The 19547-nt window shown below is 41.9% G+C and carries 15 protein-coding genes; 6 read left to right on the forward strand and 9 right to left on the reverse strand.

Going from position 1 to position 19547, the window contains the following annotated elements:
* The first annotated feature begins 607 nt into the window (after positions 1-607).
* The 5 genes from ArsFIN_RS00495 (at position 608) to ArsFIN_RS00515 (ending at position 5917) form a co-directional block, all read left to right on the forward strand.
* Positions 608-1180 carry a spore coat protein U domain-containing protein gene (locus ArsFIN_RS00495; protein WP_026823082.1) on the forward strand — a complete coding sequence of 191 codons (573 nt, stop codon included), beginning with the start codon at positions 608-610 and terminating at the stop codon, positions 1178-1180.
* Between the two features lie 25 nt (positions 1181-1205).
* The gene (locus ArsFIN_RS00500) at positions 1206-1739 is read left to right on the forward strand and encodes a Csu type fimbrial protein (protein WP_051297042.1); all 534 of its coding nucleotides are present in this window, start codon (positions 1206-1208) and stop codon (positions 1737-1739) included.
* Between the two features lie 116 nt (positions 1740-1855).
* Positions 1856-2536 (forward strand): fimbrial biogenesis chaperone, encoded by a 681-nt coding sequence (locus ArsFIN_RS00505; RefSeq protein ID WP_246067300.1) that lies wholly within the window; start codon positions 1856-1858, stop codon positions 2534-2536.
* A gap of 2 nt (positions 2537-2538) precedes the next feature.
* Positions 2539-4956: a fimbria/pilus outer membrane usher protein gene (locus ArsFIN_RS00510; RefSeq protein WP_246067302.1), complete on the forward strand. Its 2418-nt coding sequence runs from the start codon at positions 2539-2541 to the stop codon at positions 4954-4956.
* Positions 4949-5917, forward strand: a complete 969-nt coding sequence (locus ArsFIN_RS00515; protein ID WP_026823079.1) for a Csu type fimbrial protein — start codon at positions 4949-4951, stop codon at positions 5915-5917. Before ArsFIN_RS00510 ends, ArsFIN_RS00515 begins: the two co-directional genes overlap by 8 nt.
* Before the next feature lie 60 nt (positions 5918-5977).
* On the opposite strand, the gene ArsFIN_RS00520 is transcribed toward ArsFIN_RS00515, so the two are convergent.
* The 9 genes from ArsFIN_RS00520 to fdnG all read right to left on the reverse strand — a co-directional run bounded on the left by ArsFIN_RS00520 (position 5978) and on the right by fdnG (position 18492).
* Positions 5978-7144, reverse strand: a complete 1167-nt coding sequence (locus ArsFIN_RS00520; RefSeq protein ID WP_026823078.1) for a nucleotide sugar dehydrogenase — start codon at positions 7142-7144, stop codon at positions 5978-5980.
* A gap of 30 nt (positions 7145-7174) precedes the next feature.
* Positions 7175-8170, reverse strand: a complete 996-nt coding sequence (locus ArsFIN_RS00525) for an NAD-dependent epimerase (RefSeq protein WP_026823077.1) — start codon at positions 8168-8170, stop codon at positions 7175-7177.
* Positions 8171-8333: 163 nt separating this feature from the next.
* Positions 8334-9341 (reverse strand): zinc-binding alcohol dehydrogenase family protein, encoded by a 1008-nt coding sequence (locus ArsFIN_RS00530; protein ID WP_026823076.1) that lies wholly within the window; start codon positions 9339-9341, stop codon positions 8334-8336.
* A 135-nt stretch (positions 9342-9476) separates the two neighbouring features.
* Positions 9477-11342 (reverse strand): selenocysteine-specific translation elongation factor, encoded by a 1866-nt coding sequence (selB, locus tag ArsFIN_RS00535; RefSeq protein ID WP_026823075.1) that lies wholly within the window; start codon positions 11340-11342, stop codon positions 9477-9479.
* Positions 11339-12733: an L-seryl-tRNA(Sec) selenium transferase gene (selA, locus tag ArsFIN_RS00540; RefSeq protein ID WP_026823074.1), complete on the reverse strand. Its 1395-nt coding sequence runs from the start codon at positions 12731-12733 to the stop codon at positions 11339-11341. The genes selB and selA overlap by 4 nt, the downstream gene beginning before the upstream one ends.
* A 19-nt stretch (positions 12734-12752) precedes the next feature.
* Positions 12753-13685, reverse strand: a complete 933-nt coding sequence (fdhE, locus tag ArsFIN_RS00545) for a formate dehydrogenase accessory protein FdhE (protein WP_026823073.1) — start codon at positions 13683-13685, stop codon at positions 12753-12755.
* A gap of 153 nt (positions 13686-13838) precedes the next feature.
* The gene (gene fdoI, locus ArsFIN_RS00550) at positions 13839-14489 is read right to left on the reverse strand and encodes a formate dehydrogenase cytochrome b556 subunit (protein WP_026823072.1); all 651 of its coding nucleotides are present in this window, start codon (positions 14487-14489) and stop codon (positions 13839-13841) included.
* Positions 14486-15433, reverse strand: a complete 948-nt coding sequence (gene fdxH / locus ArsFIN_RS00555) for a formate dehydrogenase subunit beta (RefSeq protein ID WP_026823071.1) — start codon at positions 15431-15433, stop codon at positions 14486-14488. The genes fdoI and fdxH overlap by 4 nt, the downstream gene beginning before the upstream one ends.
* Before the next feature lie 11 nt (positions 15434-15444).
* Positions 15445-18492: a formate dehydrogenase-N subunit alpha gene (fdnG, locus tag ArsFIN_RS00560; RefSeq protein ID WP_135677403.1), complete on the reverse strand. Its 3048-nt coding sequence runs from the start codon at positions 18490-18492 to the stop codon at positions 15445-15447.
* A 163-nt stretch (positions 18493-18655) separates the two neighbouring features.
* On the opposite strand from fdnG, the gene fdhD reads away from it, so the two are divergent.
* Positions 18656-19486: a formate dehydrogenase accessory sulfurtransferase FdhD gene (gene fdhD, locus ArsFIN_RS00565; protein WP_026823068.1), complete on the forward strand. Its 831-nt coding sequence runs from the start codon at positions 18656-18658 to the stop codon at positions 19484-19486.
* Positions 19487-19547: the final 61 nt, after the last annotated feature.

The following is a 19547-nucleotide window of genomic DNA, read 5'->3' on the forward strand; positions in this document are numbered from 1 at the left end:
AGCAAAACAGCTGGGGCTAAAATTATTCTCGCCAATTAAATAACGATAAAATGAAAATGCTGCTGCCATAATAGAAAATAGCAAAATTAAAAGTTCGAATATATTTAGTTTACTATTACTGCTGTAACTATCCCATTAATTTAATTCTTTTTGCCACAAATATAAAACTACTTCGGCTAGCCGCGAAAAATAAGCAATTCAACACCTGACTGACTTATTCTGCATAACGAGGTAGATATTTAAAATATCTTTTATTTCAATGCATTAAATATAAAAACAGCTTATTTATACTAACCACAAATTAAGAAAAAATGCACAATATATTAATTAATTACTATTTATTCGCAAAGTGAAATAATAACTGCAATTTACTGGATAAAAATAATCTCTACTGGCAAAAAATTTAATTCGCAAAAAAATTATTTATTTTATTGGCAATTTTTGACTTTCTAATTAATACTCAAATTAAAAATCATAGTAATAAAATAATTCTTTTTTGTTATAACGCTTAATTACCATAACAAGTCGTTACTATCAGCCATTAATAGCAATAATTGTCTTAGCAAAAAATTAAACAGCTATGTTCGCTATCAGATAAGGAGCCATAATGAAAGGTATACGTTTGATCATGGTTATAGGCTGTTTGCTAGCCTCTCATTCGGCCCTGGCAGCAACGACCACGGGGACGGTTAATGTTAATCTCATACTCTCTAACTCCTGTGTTGTTAACGGATCAACGGCCACTACAGGCGTTCCTATGGGAACTCTGGATTTTGGTACCCAACCCACTACTTTTAGTCAATTAATAACCCAACTTTCTAATAATGCTGGCACAACATTTACCGTACAGTGTCCACCTAATGATACTTTTACCGTCGCATTGACCAGTAGTACTAACACCGCACCAACAACGCCACATGGTACACAGATTGGTAGCACACCGCGTTATGTTAATTTAGCCAATAACTCACATGGTGTTTACTATGGTGTTTTTGATAGTAACCCATCCCCAAAGCCAGGCACTGCCCTTGCTAATAATGCAACAATTACCCCTGTATCAGGCCCAACAAATGGCGTCAGTACCTATACCTTATATGGCCTAATCCAGGGTAATGGCACAAACGCGGGTATCATAGCAGGAACCTATACTGACGTTGTTAATCTTACGGTAACTTATTAATTGATATTCTTTTTCAGGATGAAATATGTCTGGCAACAACCATTTATGGCTAAGGTTTGATCATGATTTAGCCTATTTTATTCTATTGTTAGCTATTTTTAGCGCGCTGCCGAGTTATGCCATTACCAGCCAATCATTTCAGGTCTCTGCCACCATTACGCCTGGTTGTCTGGTATCTGGTGGCACACTATTTGGTACCCTTAATTTTGGCACCCATCCTAGTAATGCGAATGGCAATTTTAATGCCAGTTTAACCCCCAATACCTCGTTAACTTTAGCCTGTACCCCCGGTACCGTGCTCAGTATGAGCATTAATGGCGGTAATAACTACACGACAATTCGTAATGTCAAGCAGAGCGGTTTTAGCACGCTACTATCTTACCTACTTTATGCGGATAGTGCTCACACTATTCCAATCGGGCTCAATCAGAATGTCTCCGTCAGTTACAGTAATAGCAATAATATTATTATACCCATCTATGGTGTGCTGCAAATGAATGGCGCTAATAACCCATCCGGAACCTATACTGACCTATTAACGGTAACATTATCCTGGTGATCAGGGAGGAATACTATATGATCAATGTTTTGCAACCTACTGTTTGGTGTTTTTCCACCCTATGGTTATTGGCCTTACTATTCTTAACTCCCTCAGCTCAATCAGCTAACCATGTGATGATTTGGCCGATGGATCCAGTATTAACCGCCAAGGATAATGCCACTGAATTCTGGATCGAAAATAAGGGCACTGAGCCAACGACCATGCAGATCAGAGTAATCGGCTGGCAACAGGTTGATGGCAAAGATCGCTATAGCAATCAGCAAGCGGTGGTCGCCAGTCCGCCTTTTATGCGCATTGAACCGGGCCAAAAACAGCTGATCCGTCTGATAAAACAAGCTCCTGTGCCGGCCGGTAAAGAAGTTGCCTACCGCCTGTTGGCCGATGAAATCTTAACCGCTGAAAACTTAGCCGTACCAAAGTTTGGACTCAACATGCAGATGCGATATTCTATTCCACTGTTTGTTTATGGTGAAGGTATTAACTATATACGGAATTCCGGTGATCCAATTCAACTGGATCAAAAATACCTCAGTTGGCAGTTGACCCGCTTAAATGGTAAGCCGGCGCTGAAAATCACCAATCAAGGGCCGATCCATGCTCGCTTAAGTAAAGTTGCCGTACAACAAGGCAAAAAACGCATGGTGTTGGCCGATAGCCTGTTTGGTTATGTGTTAGCCGGCTCGAGCTATATCTGGCCATTACCAGCGGGCGTTAATCGCCCACAACAATTAACCGCACAAATTAATACTGATAAACAATTATGGCATGCATCTAGCGCTGGGTTGAACCAGTAAAGATGAAAACTGTCCACTTGCCGGGTAAATTGACCAGCCAATTTACCTTACTGATGACGTTATCTTTGCCGCTAGTATCGATAGCGGCCAATAACAGCTGGACTGAATTGCCGCCACCACCGAGCGGCAAGATTAAACCACAAAACTTACAATATAGATTGGAGTTAGTGGTTAATAAGTATGCCACTGGCATTATTGCGGTGGTTAATGAACGCAATGGCCATTTTTGGCTGTCGGCCGCTGATCTACAAAAGGCCGGTTTTCCAGCCTCTCGCTTAACCCAGCCACAACTGGATGTCAGTGCCATGGCCGAGGTACAAGTCAAATATGACAGTGCGCAACAACGCCTGTTATTACAAGTACCGGATAGCTGGTTACCGCAACAAGATCTCACTATTGGCAATGCCCCGCGCCGCTATCCAGGGCTAACTAGCCAGGGGGCACTGTTTAATTATGATATCTACGCCAATCGAACGCAGCATAATCACACTCAATTTTCGGTCTGGAATGAACTGCGATTATTTAGTATGGCAGGCACTTTATCCAGCACCGGGGTATTTAAACAACATATTGCCGGTAGCGATAACAATAACACTAACCAGGGTTTTACCCGTTACGACACCACCTACACCAATGAAAATTATGCGCTAAGCTGGACGGTGGGTGATTTGATTAGTAATGCTTTAAGCTGGAATAGTAGTGTCCGCATGGGCGGTCTGTCACTGTCTCGTGACTTCTCTATCCGGCCAGATATTATTACCTATCCCTTACCGACCTTTGCCGGTAAAGCAGCGGTGCCGACTGCCGTGGATCTATTTATCAATGGTTATCGTTCCAGTAATCACCAGCTCCAACCTGGCCCTTTTACCATCACCGATATTCCCTATATTAATGGTTCGGGTGAAGCGGTGCTGGTTACCACCGATGCCCTTGGCCGGCAAGTCTCCACCACCTTACCATTTTATGTCGCCAGCACTTTGCTCAAACCGGGTCTCTCTGATGGTGCTTTTTCTGCCGGTGCACTACGCCGCGACTATGGCATTAAAAACTTCTCTTACGGGCCGCTAGCCGCTAGTGGTTCTTACCGTTATGGCGCGACTGATTGGCTGACTTTAGAGTCACATGCTGAAGCCGCCTCTTCACTGGTGCTGGGTGGCTTGGGCGGCTTAGTCAAATTGGGCAACTTTGGTGTGCTTAATGGCGCTTATACATTCAGCCAGATGCGAGGCCAACGTGGTGATCAAATCAATTGGGGTTACCAATATAGCCAGTCTCGCTTTAATCTGGCTACCCAACATACCCTAAGGGATCGTAAATTTGGCAATTTGGCACTTTACGATCAACCCAATAATCTCAACGATAATCAACCAATTTTCAGCTTAAGCCGGCGTAGTTCACAATATTCCGCCTCATTATCTCTAGACCAATTTGGTAGCATTGGCCTAGCTTACCTGGATATTGACAGTTTCAATGGTGATAAAAACCGGTTGCTCAATTTCTCCTGGAGTAAAGGCTTATGGGGCAATAGCAATCTTTATGCTTCGGCCAGTCGTGACTATTCGCAAAATAACTGGTCATTTGCCTTAGTACTACAAATTCCATTCAACTTTTTGGATTCCGTCACCCTAGATACGCAGCGCAATGCCGCTGGACAAAATATTCAGCGCGTCACCTATAACCATGCCATGCCAAGCGACGGCGGATTTAGCTGGAATATGGCCTACGCTCATCAGGACTCGCAAGACGATTATCAACAAGCCTCGCTAGGATGGCGCAACAACCATGTCCAAATGCAGGCTGGAATCTACGGTTCATCCAGCAACTATACCAAATGGGGTAATGTAACTGGCTCACTGGTACTGATGGACGGTACTATCCAGGCTGCGAACAAAATTAATGATGGCTTTGTGTTAGTGAGTACCGATGGTTATCCCAATATTACCGTTGATTATGAACACCAGCCTTATGGCAATACCGGTAAATCAGGTTATCTATTGATCCCAAGCGTGCCAGCCTATTACCCAGCCAGTTTTCGTATCAATACACTAAATTTACCACCCGATATCTATGCAGATACTACACGCCAACGTTTGTCAGTCAAACGCGGCCGAGGCTATCTGCTGCATTTCCCAATAAAGATTCGTCATGCCGCTAGCGTGATCCTAACCGATCAGGATGGCAAAGCCATCCCATTAGCCAGCGTGGTTACACGGGCAGGCAAAGCAGATACCTATGTTGGTTGGGATGGATTGGTTTATCTGGAAGATTTGGAGCCAAACAATCTACTTGCTGTCCGTACACCGGAAGGTAAGCACTGCCAGGTTAGTTTGCAATTGCCGGCAAACCCTAACCAACAACTAAAAACTTATGGCCCACTCACTTGCACTTTAGCTGGCAACAGCAGGAGTTACCATGAATAAAGGTTTATTTCTTTTCAGTTTGTTGTTATTGACCGGCCTACTGAATAATCCTGTCTGGGCCGCTTGCAACGCCACTATGCAGAATGCCTCGTTTGGTAGTCAGACTTCTTTTGTTATCAATAGTACCGTGCAAACAACTTCAGCTAATTTGGTTGTCACTTGTGGGATAGTATTAGCCTCACTGCTAACCACCGATACTATCTCAGCCAAACTAAATAGTGCTTCAAGCAGCAGCGGCACCCAAGCGGCAATGAAAAATACTGCCAATGCCGATCTCGAACCGATTAATATGTGCAAAGCGTCCAACTGCACACCAACCACACCGATTGGCAGTACTATCAATTACTCATCAACCGATTTGATTAACTTATTAGGCGGCAACGTATTTACTATTCCAATCTATTTTAAAACCACCACCGGCCAAAACTTATCGGCCGGCACCTATAATGTAACGCTAAACCTGACCATCAACTGGAATATTTGTGGGCTATTAGGTGTCGGTAATGTCTGCTTAAATCAACAAACTGGCAGCACTACCCTTTCGCCGACCGTCACCTTAATTGTAACCAATGATTGCTCAACAATTACTGCCCCTAACATCGATTTTGGTAGCGCCCCATTAGTTAACAGTTTTCCTAATGTCTCGCAAACCATCTCCATCACTTGCACTAAAGGCAGTCTCTATAATGTGGGTATCAATAATGGCGTTAATGCAGTTAGCAATGTACGCAATATGAAACATGGCAGTGGCCTGATAAGCTATGATATTTACCAAGGTACGACGACCACCCGCTGGGGATCGAGTGGTAGTGAATTATGGTCGAGTGCTAACTCTACCACCGTCAGTGCTGATCAACTGACTCGTACCTACAATTATGTGGCAAAAGTGCTAACCGGCCAAACTACCCCGAGTCAACCGGGCAGCTATACCGATACACTGGTGGTTAATGTTGCTTTTTAGAACAGAATAATGACAGGCGCCAAATTTAATAACCTGTTGACGCCTGAATAGTGATGAAAATTAATCGTGACCAAATAGATCGCGGGTATAGACTTTATCTTTGACATCTTCCAGTTCAGGCACTAATCGATTAGCCAAAATAATATCGCACTGAGCTTTAAAGTCGGCTAAATCGGTGATCACTTTGGAGTGAAAGAACTCATTTTGTTGTAAAACCGGCTCATAAACTACTACTTCAATTCCTTTCGCTTTAATGCGTTTCATCACCCCCTGTACCGCAGAGGCGCGGAAATTATCCGAACCGGCTTTCATCACTAAGCGATAAACACCCACTTTTTGCGGATTTTGACTAATGATCGTCTCGGCAATGTAATCTTTACGCGTTCGATTGGATTCGACGATTGCATTAATCAAATTGTTTGGTACATCATCATAGTTAGCCAGTAACTGCTTAGTGTCTTTTGGCAAACAATAACCACCATAACCAAAAGAAGGATTGTTATAATGGCTGCCAATACGCGGATCCAGTGAAACACCTTCAATGATTTGGCGACTATCCAGTCCGCGGCTATGAGCGTAAGTATCTAATTCATTAAAAAAGGCAACCCGCATCGCCAGATAGGTATTAGCAAATAATTTTATCGCTTCCGCCTCGGTGGCATCGGTAAATAATACGGCAACATCCTTTTTCAGCGCCCCTTCTAATAACAAATCAGCAAAAATCTTGGCATGCTCGGAACGTTCGCCTACCACAATACGAGAAGGATAGAGATTGTCATAAAGTGCTCTGCCTTCACGTAAAAATTCCGGTGAAAAAATGATATTTTTATAGCCTTTCTCTTGCTGCAAACGGGCGACAAAACCCACCGGAATGGTTGACTTAATCACTATGGTAGCGGCTGGATTAATGTGGTTTACATCATCAATCACCGCTTCAACGGAAGAGGTATTAAAATAATTGGTTTTGGCATCATAATCAGTCGGGGTAGCCACAATCACATAATCTGCCCCCTGGTAAGCCTGTTGTTTATCTGTCGTTGCCCTAAAATTCAGTTCTTTTTCTGCCAGGAACGTTTCAATTTCTTTATCCACTATGGGTGATTGCTGGTTATTTAGCATCGCCACTTTTTCAGCAATAATATCTAACGCCACCACTTCATGATGCTGCGCTAACAACATCGCATTCGACAGGCCAACATAACCTGTTCCTGCAATAGCAATTTTCAAAACTAACCTCTCAAATATTTAAGCTCCAGGCTAAACGCGATAATAAGTCCGATACCAATCAACAAACGCTTTTACCCCTTCTTTAATCGAAATCTGTGGCCGATAACCGGTTAACGAAAATAAATCTTTGGTATCGGCCCAAGTGGTATGGACATCGCCGGCTTGCATCGGCAGCATATTTTTAATGGCTTTTTTTCCTAATGCCTGCTCGAGGGCGGAAATAAAATCCAATAATTTTATTGGCTGTCCATTACCAATATTATAAATACGATAAGGCGCATCACTGTTAGCCGTTAAAGATCGGTCGGTCTTTTTTGGCGGAATGATATCAGCAATTGATAATATTCCTGCAACAATATCTTCCACAAAAGTAAAGTCGCGGCTCAGATCGCCATTATTATATACATCAATCGGCTTCATCTCCAAAATAGCTTTAGTGAATTTAAATAACGCCATATCTGGCCGTCCCCAAGGGCCGTAAACAGTAAAAAAGCGTAACCCAGTGGTTGGCAAATTATACAGATGAGAGTAAGCATGCGCCATTAACTCATTAGCTCTTTTGGTGGCGGCATAGAGAGAGATGGGATGATCAACGGATATATTGGTAGAACAAGGAAATTGATTATTCATGCCATAGACCGAACTGGAAGAAGCATAAATAAGATGGGGGATTTGACCGTAGTAACAACCTTCTAATATTGACAAAAAACCGGTTAAATTACTATCCGCATAAGCAAAAGGATCCTTTAATGAGTAACGAACACCTGCCTGCGCAGCAAGATGAATTACGCGATCGAATTTGCCTAAGGTAATCACTTCAATCACTTTTTCACGCTCAATAATGTCGAGCCGCAAAAATTGAAATTGCGAATAAATGGTTAAGCGTTCAAGGCGAGCTTTTTTTAAATCAGGATCATAATAGTGGTTCAGATTATCCAGACCAACCACCTGATGACCATTTTGTAATAAACGCTGACATAGAGTAAATCCAATAAAACCGGCACATCCTGTTATTAAATATTTCATAGCTTTTTTAACTTCTACAGAGAAATGAAAAATATTTATCTTTTGTGTAGCACAAAAGCGCATCCGGCACTTATTTCCTTCGCCAACATATACAATTAGTCAATAATAAAAAGAAGTGCAAATTCAGCACCGCTAAAGTTAGATCAGTACCGTAATCAGCAAATTAAAAACCAGCCAATACCAGTTTGCCCCAAACCTTGCCACTCTCAATTCTCTGATGGGCAAGTCGTAAATTTTCAGCACTAATTTTACCCATTTCTTCACTGATGGTGGTTTTTAATATCCCTTGATCGATCAATCCGGCCACGCGTTGCAATAACTGATGCTGTTTGATCATATCTTTGGTCTGAAAAACAGGCCGCGTAAACATAAATTCCCAATGCAATGAGAGGGCTTTACGTTTCATTGGCATAATATCTAAGTTTTTAGGATCATCGATTAAGGCTAATTTGCCTTGTGGAATAAGAATCTCTAACACTTGCTGATAATAATCATCACTATGAGTTAATGAAGCCACATAGTCGACATGTTGAATACCTAACGCAGCCAGTTGTTGGCTAAACGGTTTTTTATGATTAATAACCGCATGCGCCCCTAACTGACTGACCCATTGTTGTGTTTCCGGCCGTGAAGCGGTGGCTAAAACGCGCAACTTTGTCAGCTGACGCGCTAATTGGATCAGCATCGAACCAACACCACCAGCAGCACCAACAATTAATATAGACCTACCGGCAGCACCATTCTCCGCAACCGCTAGCCGGTCAAATAACAGTTCCCAAGCAGTAATTGAGGTCAATGGCAAAGCGGCTGCTTGAACGGCTGTTAACGATTTTGGTTTATGTCCGACAATGCGTTCATCGACTAGTCCATATTCGGCATAACATCCTGGCCGATCAATTGAACCGGCATAATAGACCCAATCGCCAGGTTTAAATAACCTAACCTGACTACCAACAGACTCCACCACACCACAAGCATCCCAACCTAAAATACGTGGCACATTAGGCTTTTCACGCTGGCGGATTTTGCTATCCACCGGGTTTACCGCAATCGCCGCAATTTTCACCAACAGATCACGCGGCTGTGGTTGGGGCTTGGCCAACTTGGTTGCATAAAGTGAATGTATATCGGTGAGTGGTAGGGTAGGATCAGTAAAAACAATCGCTTTCATTGCTGACTCCATAAAGCAATAAATTTCAATCAACAAAAGGAAAAGTGAACATATTGCGATGCTAGAAAATTAAGCTAACTGCTTAACATTTTAATAAATTTATAGGCAGTACAAATATGAGCAACTTAAAATAATTTATTCAAACAACCCTTTATCTCTTAAAATATGCGCATCAGATTTACGTCGCGTAAAACCGCTTCGATCAAAAAATTCTAAAATCTGCACCGCTAACTTTCTCCCTATGGCTAATTCATCGCGAAAATTGGCAACCGTAATGGCGCCTTCCCGGTGATTATAAAGTCGAATAATGGCGGCAAATTGTTGAATTTGTAAATTATGATAATAACGATCAGACACAATAGCGGTAATTAAACCCATTTTTGCCGCTTTTCGCAACAAATGGCGAACGATAACTTCATCTTGCTCAATTTTTGCCGCTAATTCCCGTACCCACCAAGGCTGTTCTGCCACAAAGTAGGGCTCTAACTGTTGCCATAATTGCGCCTGTTGCTGATCAAACACTAAACTATGTTCGGCTAAATGGAGCCTGCCATGGGTTTGCATGACTTTTTTTTCATCAACCAGTTGACGCAGTAGGGTAAACACCAGCTCATCATTCAACCCAGGTAATGCCATGCGTTTTAAGCGGGCCCGGCCTACGCCTAGCTGATCAGCATGATTTTGATGATACTCAGCTAATGTTTGTATCAAATGCTGTTTAGCTTGCTGTGCATTCACTTGAGAAAAGACAATATTGTTAACCATAAGCACATCAAATTGCGAAACTAACGCTTCTAATGCGGAACTCGTTAGTTGACGCGCCCAACCATAATCACTAAGTGATAATTCACCACTTGGTAGTTGAAATGCCAAATTTTCTTTATCGCCGCTCATATTAGCCAACTGCGATAACCAACAAAGGAATTTGGCTTGACGTTTACCACGGCGTGGCGAATGAAGTTTTATTACCCGCGCGCCAGCAAGGGTACGTTGGGCACTAATATCGCGTAAGATTAATCGATCATTATCCACCAACCATAAAGGTGTATCGAAGGATAACTCAGCCAGTAAAGGTTTATCTGATGATTGGTTTAATAAAGCGATACGTCCGGTCACATGACTAGCGGAATGATAGAGATGTAATGGTTGCCAATTTTTTAAACATTCATTCGCTTCCACTTCAACCAACACCTTATTAACCGCAAACGCCGGCTGTTCACTCAATAACCAATCGCCACGGAAAATCTGTTTTTTGCTAATATCACCGGTCAGATTTAAAGCAATCCGCTCACCGGCTTGTGCCTGTGATACCGGTTGGTTTTGCGCATGCAAGCGCCGAATTTTAACTTGCTTATCTATTCCTGTTAACCATAGGGTATCACCAATAGACACTTGGCCAGACAAAGCTGTGCCGGTTACAACTAAACCTGCACCTTTGACATTAAATACACGATCGATCGCTAAACGAAATCGATGACCAAGTTTGGCATGCTGGCCATTTTGACCATGTAACATTTGCAAATATGATCGCAATAAAGGAATGCCTTCCCCAGTCAAGGTAGAAGTAACAAAATAGGCTGCCTGCAACCACCCATGCTCAGCCAACAATTGTGAAATTGCCAATTGTACCGCTTGAATTTGCTCATGGGAGACACGATCAGCTTTAGTCAATACAGTAATTACCTGTGGGCGACCTATTAAACGTAAAATAGCCAGGTGTTCTCTGGTTTGCGCCATAATGCCATCATCACAAGCTACGATCAGCAATATATGGGATATGCCACCAATACCAGCCAACATATTAGCGAGAAACTTTTCATGACCAGGAACATCAACAAAACCGATCGAACTGCCATCTGCTTGGGGCCAATAGGCAAACCCAAGATCAATCGTCATGCCGCGTTTTTTTTCTTCGGGTAAATGTAGCGTATTAATCCCTGTCACGGCTTGGATCAGGGCAGTTTTTCCATGGTCAACATGACCGGCGGTAGCAAAAATCATTGTTTTAATAAAACCTGTAATAACTTAGCCTCATCATTAAGGCAGCGTAAGTCAAGCCATAAGCGGCCAGCGGAAATCCTACCAATAACCGGGGTAGCTAATTGTCGCCATTGACGAGACAATGAGACTAATAGATTATTGTTATTATTTTTCGGCGTAAATGTTATCGCCCAACTCGCCAGCCGTTCATTTGGCAGTGAACCACTACCAATCTGGGAAAAACAGGCTTCATCTTTAACCGCAAATTTACCACCATAATGATGTTTTATCGGCTCAATAAGTCGCTGCGCCAGTTGGCGAATTTCCGCTTGTTGTCGTGTCAAAAAGTTAAAGGTGGGTAACGAGGTTGTCACTTTTTCGCCTTGCTGGTAGATCCGCAAAGTAGCCTCAAGGGCAGCTAGTGTCATTTTATCCGCGCGTAACGCGCGTTTTAACGGATGTTGTTGAATGGCGTCAATCCAACATTTTTTCCCAAAAATAATTCCCGCCTGTGGGCCACCAAGTAATTTATCACCGGAAATAGAGACCAGATCAACACCTTGTGCCAGATAGTGTTGCGGCATAGGCTCAGCCGGTAAACCATATTGGGTCATATCAATCAGAGCCCCACTGCCTAAATCAATCGCAGTAGCAATGTTATATTCAGCACCAAGTTGAGCGAGTTGCTGACCTTCAACCTCAGCAGTAAAACCTAAAATACGGTAATTACTGGTATGGACTTTCATTAACAGAGCCGTCTCTTCATTTATTGCACGCTGGTAATCTTGCAGATAAGTTCGATTAGTTGTTCCTACCTCTACCAACTGACAACCCGCCTGTTTCATTACCTCTGGCACGCGAAATGCCCCACCAATTTCGACCAATTCTCCTCGCGACACAATAACTTGCCGTCCTGGTGCGATGGTTGCTAACATTAATAACACTGCGGCAGCATTATTATTAACAATACAAGCATCTTCCGCACCTGTTAGTTCGCAAAGCAAATCAGCCAATATTCGATCTCGATGTCCACGCACTGCTTCATTAAGTGTATATTCTAAGGTTACTGGATAACGCATTACTCGAGCCACCGCTTCAATCGCTTCTTCTGCCATTAACGCACGACCTAAGTTAGTATGTAACACCGTGCCGGTTAAATTAAAAACTGGCCGCAAGCCGGAATTTTGCTGCCGTTGAAGTTGATAAGTAAGGGCAGCAATCCAATCACTTTGCCACACAGGTAAGCATTGCTGTTGTTTTATTTGCTCTCGTGCATGCTGCTGCATATTGCGTAATATCTTTGTTACTTGAGTTCGGCCATAACCTTCTATCAAGGGTAAAACCGACGCTTCATTCAGTAAATAATCGATGGCAGGTAACTGACGATATAATGAAGTAACATCTTTGGACATAACTTATTAAAACCTTAAATTATTCACAAGGAAATAAAAATGAATTAATACTGCTACGGGCAAACCCCTCTTCTTCCAATTTAGCATCCAGAATCAAGGAAGCCAGATCATCAGCAACGGCGTCAACCTTCGCATCTCGCTCCTGATAAAGAATTTTTAAATAGCTGCCGCAATCACCACAGCTCTCAGCCTTAATCGCCGCATATTCACTGGCTAAGGACCAATAATCTAATTCTTTTGTTTGCTCACAATTGCTACATTTTATCCGTACAACATGCCATTCCGTTTCACACAAATTACAATGCAAATAACGTAACCCCTGATTTGTCCCTATTTGCACAACACTAGAAACTGGAATGCTGCCACATACTGGACAAAATTGTCGATGTTCACCATTTTCAGCGGTAGCCTTACCCGGAATTTGACTGGCCATTTGTGCCCAAAACAATGAAAGTGCCGCCCAAATAAAGAGCGCTTGTTCTAATGGTACTCGACTAAATTCACCATTGAGTAATGCTGTTGCCATCAACTCTAGTTGATGTATAGAAACTTTGGTTAAATTTTCTAATGCAGGCTTTACTTGTTCGGGTACCACCGGAGCCAATTCAGTAATTAAAGAAGCAAATAATTTGTGCCAATGGTCAGTACGAATAAAGGTTTTACAATCTAATGGTGGTTTATTGGCGACCATCGATTGTTGCAGAATAGCCATGATATCCAGCATCAAAGGATGTTTATAGAGTGCATTTTGTTGAGCGCGAGTAACATGAGCAGCAAATAGCAGATATTCACTAAATGGATTTTCTGGCGTCGCTAATGATTGAAAACGTTCAGCCCGGGATTGATATAGATTGTTTAAATCTGGAAATAATACCGGCGGGATATGACTGATGCCATTTTTGCTTAGCTCATTTTTACCTATCTCTTCTTTAGGTAAAATCCTAATGCTCATAAATGCGCTCTCTTAATGATTTATTTTACCATTATTGCCCAATAAATCTCAGAATAGACCAAAAGCTAACAGGGATCTATAAACGGATAAATAACATAAAAAAAGCAGAATATAATTATTCTGCCCCTGTTATTACTACTCAAAGAAACGCGGTTAGCCACTCTTTTCTTGCCGAGGCTTTTCTCTTTCAACAATCTCACGATACCAACGGGGATGATGTTTTTTTGCCCATGCTCGGGTTACCCATCCTTCAACCATTGCTCGAATAGAGCCTTTTACCCATATAGCAGCATACACATGAATAATAATTGTCATTATTAGACCAATCGCCGCAACAGAATGAAGAAGCAAGGCCAAACGAATAATCGGGATGGGAAAATAATCGGCAAAATAAGGCCGCCAAATAATAATACCGCTAACCAAAAGTAAAAACAGGCAAACAGCTGCCAGCCAAAATACTCCTTTTTGGCCTAAATTATATTGACCAACATCACCTGCTTCTTCATTTTTCAAAATCTTGCCAATATTTTTAGCCCAGACAATATCTTGTTTTTCAATAAAATTATGTTTGAAATATCTAACAAACATGCCAACAAACAGCACAAACATCACAGCACCCAACAATGGATGTAGCACTCTTGCAAGTTGTGGCGTACCCAAAATATTCATCAACCAGTTTAGCGAGGGAAAGAAAAAACCTAAGCCGCTAATTGCTGTAAATAAAAAAAAGATAACCATTAGCCAGTGATTAATTCTTACACTGGCAGAGTAGCGGATAATTTTTTCATTCGGTTTTTTTATCATCGGTTATCCCTCTCTTTTTTTTTACTCACCAATTTCTTGCTTTTTGCTGACGTTACATCATCTCTATTTGGCTGTTTGTCCGCCTCATCTTCATCAGAAACTCGATTTGGCCCTACAGTCAGATAATGGAAAAATGCTGAGGCAAAAGTAACGGCAAACCCGACGGCAGCTAGCGGTTTCCAGATACTTTTCCAAAAAGTGACGGTGGAACTGATAGTCGGATTAGCGGGCAGACCATGATATAGTTCGGGCTTATCACCATGATGTAATACATACATGACATGGGTACCTCCAACACCTTGCGGATCATAAAGCGCCGCATTTTGATAACCACGGGTTTTCAATTCTTCAACCCGTTCAGTAGCCAGTTGTTTCATCGATGACTTACTACCAAAATGAATCGCACCAGTTGGGCAAGTTTTTACACAAGCGGGTTCTTGGCCGACTTCAACCCGATCGACACAAAGAGTGCATTTATAAACTCGATTATCCTCTTTATTTAATCTGGGGATATTGAAAGGACAACCGGCAATGCAATAACCACAACCAATACAATGTTCTGAGTCGAAATCAACAATCCCATTAGCATACTGAATAATCGCACCCGCAGAAGGGCAAGCTTTTAAACAACCCGGATCTGCGCAATGCATGCAGCCATCTTTACGGATCAGCCATTCTAATTTCCCTTTCTCTTCAACTTCAGCAAAACGCATCACAGTCCATGATTTCGCCGTTAGATCTAACGGATTATCATAAACACCAACGTTATGGCCAATTTCATCACGAATATCATTCCATTCGGAACAGGCTACCTGACACGCTTTACAACCAATACAGGTGGTTACATCAATCAGTTTTGCCACTGCCTCTTTATCACTGCGTACTTGAGGAGCAGGTGTCAGCGAATTAGTCGCAGAGCGGCGAATAATATCTTGAGAAGCCATCATCTACCTCCTTACACCTTTTCCACATTAACCAAGAACGCTTTAAACTCAGGTGTCTGAGTATTGGCATCACCAACAAATGGCGTCAGAGTATTGGCAATAAAGCCTTTTCGCGTCAATCCTTGAAAAGCCCAATGAATTGGAATACCAATCGTATCAATTTCGCGACCATCTACCTTTAAAGTACGGATACGCTTAGTCACCACAGCCTTCGCTTTGATATAACCACGGTTAGAACTCACCTTAACCATATCACCCGCTTTAATACCTTTTTTCTCTGCCAATCGTTCACCAATTTCAACAAATTGCTCGGGTTGAATAACCGCATTCAAATGCGCATGTTTAGTCCAAAAATGAAAATGTTCAGTTAAACGATAAGTCGTGCCAACATAAGGGAATTTTTCGGCATTCCCTAATGCCTTAAGATCATCATCAAATATACGTGCTGCAGGATTAGAGATAACGTTCGGATGTAAAGGATTGGTTCCTAATGGCGTTTCAAAAGGTTCATAATGTTCAGGAAATGGGCCTTCTATCATCTTATCTATGGCAAATAAACGACCTAACCCTTCCGGTTGCATAATAAACGGCCCAACACCGCTTTCTGGCGCGGCATTGCTATAATCAGCAATATCAATGCCTGCCCACTTGCTACCATCCCATTCGATTAATTGACGTTTAGGATCCCAAGGTTTACCAGCCTGATCTGCCGATGCTCGATTATAAAGGATCCGGCGATTAGCCGGCCAAGCCCATGCCCAACCCAACGTATTACCTAAACCAGAAGGATCAGCATTATCACGACGCGCCATTTGATTACCTGCCGGCGTCCAACTGCCGGCAAAAATCCAACAACCACTACTGGTGGTACCATCATCGCGTAATTGCGCAAAAGCTGAAAGTAACTCACCTTTTTTCACCAGAAGATTACCATTAGCATCAGTCAAATCTGCCAACGCATAGCCATTACTTTCTTGCGCAATTTCTTCCGCGGTTGGGCGATAGGGATCATAGTAATTCCAGCACATATTCAATAGCTGCTCAGGTACTGCGCCACCTTGTTCTTGATATAGCTGACGTAAACGATGAAAAATTCCGGCTAAAATTTCACCATCGCCAAGGGCTTCTCCTGGTGCATCAGCACCTTTCCAGTGCCACTGTAGCCAACGAGCTGAATTCACAATCGAGCCATTTTCCTCGGCAAAACAGCAGCAGGGTAAACGAAAAACCTCGGTCATGATTTCTGCTGACTGCACATCGTTAAATTCGCCATGATTTTGCCAGAAACAAGCGGTTTCGGTATTTAATGGATCAATAGTGACTAAAAATTTTAATTTGGACAATGCACTAATGATTTTATTTTTATTGGGGAAAGAGGCCAGTGGATTGAATCCCTGACAAATATAACCATTAACTTCCCCCTTATTCATCATGTCAAAATATTGTAAAACATCGTAACTTTTATCCCACTTAGGTAACCAGTCAAAGCCCCAATCATTCTCTCTTCGCGCCTTATCGCCATAAAAGGTTTTCATTAAACTAACAAAAAATTTAGGGTAGTTACTCCAATAATTAACCTGATCAGGAAGAGTTTGTTTTGGGGTATTTGCAGCTAAATAGCTGGCTAAGGTGCTATGTTTTTCCGATGGTAAAGTCATATAACCGGTTAAACTCTGCGACAGCAAGCCAAGATCGGTCAAACCCTGGATATTTGAATGCCCCCGTAAAGCATTAACCCCACCACCTGCCATTCCCATATTACCTAACAATAGTTGGATCATCGCCATGGTACGAATATTTTGCGCACCGATAGAATGTTGTGTCCAACCTAGCGCATAAAGAAAAGAAGCGGTTTTATCTTTTTCGCTAGTTTCAGCGATATATTCACAAACTTTAATAAAATCTTCTTGCGGAGTTCCACAAATATTGGCAACCACTTCTGCCGTATATCGACTGACATGCGTCTTCAACAGCTGCCAAACGCAATGTGGGTTTTGTAGAGTTTCATCTCGTTTAGCAAAACCATTGCTATCTAATTCATAGTTCCAGGAAGTTTTATCATACTGGCGATTTTTAGCGTCATAACCACTAAATAACCCCTCCTCAAAATGATAATCATCCCGCACAATTAAATTGGCATTGGTATAAGATCGTACGTATTCACTATTTATTTTATTATTAGTTATCAGATAGTTAATAATTCCCGATAAAAAGGTAATATCGGTACCTGAACGAATAGGAGTATAAAAATCCGCCACTGATGCAGTACGGGTAAAACGCGGATCTATGACAACCAATTTGGCTTTATTGTGAATTTTTGCTTCGATGGCCCAACGGAATCCGACTGGATGAGCTTCCGCCGCATTACCACCCATGACAATAATCAGGTCGGCATTTTTGATATCCACCCAATGGTTTGTCATGGCACCGCGACCAAATGTTGGAGCAAGACTTGCTACCGTTGGCGCATGTCAGACACGAGCTTGATTATCAACCGCTAACATTCCCAGAGCCCGACAAAATTTCTGGGTAATAAAACCGGTTTCATTACTACTGGCCGAGGCACACAGCATACCTGTTGTTAACCAACGATTAACCGTTGTCCCAGCAGGATCCGTTTTAATAAAATTAGCATCCCGATCGGCTTTCATTAACTTGGCAATTCGATCAAATGCTTCTTGCCAGCTAATCCGTTGCCACTTATCGGAGCCTGGCGCTCTATATTCGGGAAATTGCAAACGACTTTCACTATGAATAAAATCGATTAGACCGGCGCCTTTCGGGCATAAAGCACCTCGACTTACCGGATGATCTGGATCACCTTCTATGTGAAATATGCTTTCTTTGGCATTTTTAGCACCATCACCAAGACTATACATTAATAATCCACAACCTACTGAGCAGTATGTACAGGTATTTCGGGTTTCTCTGGCACGTAATAGTTTATATTGACGCGCAGACGCTAAGGCTGTTGCCGGAGCAAAACCCAAAGCAGCAATCGTTGTACCTGCCATACCGCCAGCACAGATCTTAAAGAACTGTCTTCTGCTGACTTGCATTAAAAATCTCCTCATTCACATTACTGACATTGATTTTCATAAAATAAAACAGTAAAACAGGTCATCATTTTTTTAAAACCGATCTTTTTTCGCCGGATCAAATTCAATTCATAATAATTAATGTAATCTCTTTTAATGTATTATATTATTAGGAATTCGGCTAATGAGTAATTTTTATGCAACAAAAATGATGGGTGATATTAAAAAAATCGGAACATCTGAAATAAAAATTTGCAAAAAGGGAAATCTTAATCTTTTTAATCTGGATAATGTTGCACAAGAAGTCCCTATCGCCATGGTCTATAACGGCATCTCTCATGCTGTTATGATGGCAAGCCCAAAAGACTTAACGTTATTTGCCTTAGGTTTTTCACTGTCTGAAGGCATTATCCAAGCTGCTGACGAAATTCGTGATATCAATATAAATAACTATGGTTCAAACGGCATAGAATTAAATATTGAACTATCACCTCGCCAGTTTATGGCATTGAAAACACACAGACGCAATCTAACTGGCCGTACTGGCTGTGGTATCTGTGGTACAGAACAACTTAGCCAACTGTTTCGCCCAATTAATCCTCTGCCTTTCACCCAATCATTTTCACTCAATTATCTGGATCAGGCTTTATCGCAATTAAATACGATCCAAAAAATTGGCCAATTAACCGGTTGCACGCATGCTGCAGCCTGGATAACCCCAACCGGTGAGCTAGCTGGAGGCTGCGAAGATATTGGCCGTCATGTCGCCCTGGATAAACTTCTCGGTATGAAAAGCCGTGAAAAATGGCAAAACGGTGCGGTATTAATCTCAAGCAGAGCAAGTTATGAAATGGTACAAAAGGTAGCAACCTGCGGGGTAGAAATTCTATTTGCTATCTCAGCTGTCACTTCACTTGCGGTAGAAATGGCACAAAAATATCAATTAACATTAGTTGGCTTTTGTCGATCGGGTAAAGCCACTATTTTTAGTTATCCCGAACGCTTAACGGGATAATTAAATTTAAAAATATTATTTATATTCAATAAATATCATTAAATAAATAGAAAAAATCTTT

Origin of the sequence: Arsenophonus nasoniae (assembly GCF_004768525.1) — a bacterium.
GTDB classification, from domain to species: domain Bacteria; phylum Pseudomonadota; class Gammaproteobacteria; order Enterobacterales; family Enterobacteriaceae; genus Arsenophonus; species Arsenophonus nasoniae.

Coding starts and splice junctions, on each gene's coding strand:
- ArsFIN_RS00500 (WP_051297042.1), top strand. CDS start 1,206: ATGTCTGGCAACAACCATTTATGGCTAAGGTTTGATCATGATTTAGCC.
- fdhE (WP_026823073.1), bottom strand. CDS start 13,685: ATGAGCATTAGGATTTTACCTAAAGAAGAGATAGGTAAAAATGAGCTA.
- fdoI (WP_026823072.1), bottom strand. CDS start 14,489: ATGATAAAAAAACCGAATGAAAAAATTATCCGCTACTCTGCCAGTGTA.
- ArsFIN_RS00495 (WP_026823082.1), top strand. CDS start 608: ATGAAAGGTATACGTTTGATCATGGTTATAGGCTGTTTGCTAGCCTCT.
- selB (WP_026823075.1), bottom strand. CDS start 11,342: ATGATTTTTGCTACCGCCGGTCATGTTGACCATGGAAAAACTGCCCTG.
- ArsFIN_RS00515 (WP_026823079.1), top strand. CDS start 4,949: ATGAATAAAGGTTTATTTCTTTTCAGTTTGTTGTTATTGACCGGCCTA.
- fdxH (WP_026823071.1), bottom strand. CDS start 15,433: ATGGCTTCTCAAGATATTATTCGCCGCTCTGCGACTAATTCGCTGACA.
- selA (WP_026823074.1), bottom strand. CDS start 12,733: ATGTCCAAAGATGTTACTTCATTATATCGTCAGTTACCTGCCATCGAT.
- ArsFIN_RS00530 (WP_026823076.1), bottom strand. CDS start 9,341: ATGAAAGCGATTGTTTTTACTGATCCTACCCTACCACTCACCGATATA.
- ArsFIN_RS00510 (WP_246067302.1), top strand. CDS start 2,539: ATGAAAACTGTCCACTTGCCGGGTAAATTGACCAGCCAATTTACCTTA.
- ArsFIN_RS00525 (WP_026823077.1), bottom strand. CDS start 8,170: ATGAAATATTTAATAACAGGATGTGCCGGTTTTATTGGATTTACTCTA.
- fdhD (WP_026823068.1), top strand. CDS start 18,656: ATGAGTAATTTTTATGCAACAAAAATGATGGGTGATATTAAAAAAATC.
- ArsFIN_RS00505 (WP_246067300.1), top strand. CDS start 1,856: ATGATTTGGCCGATGGATCCAGTATTAACCGCCAAGGATAATGCCACT.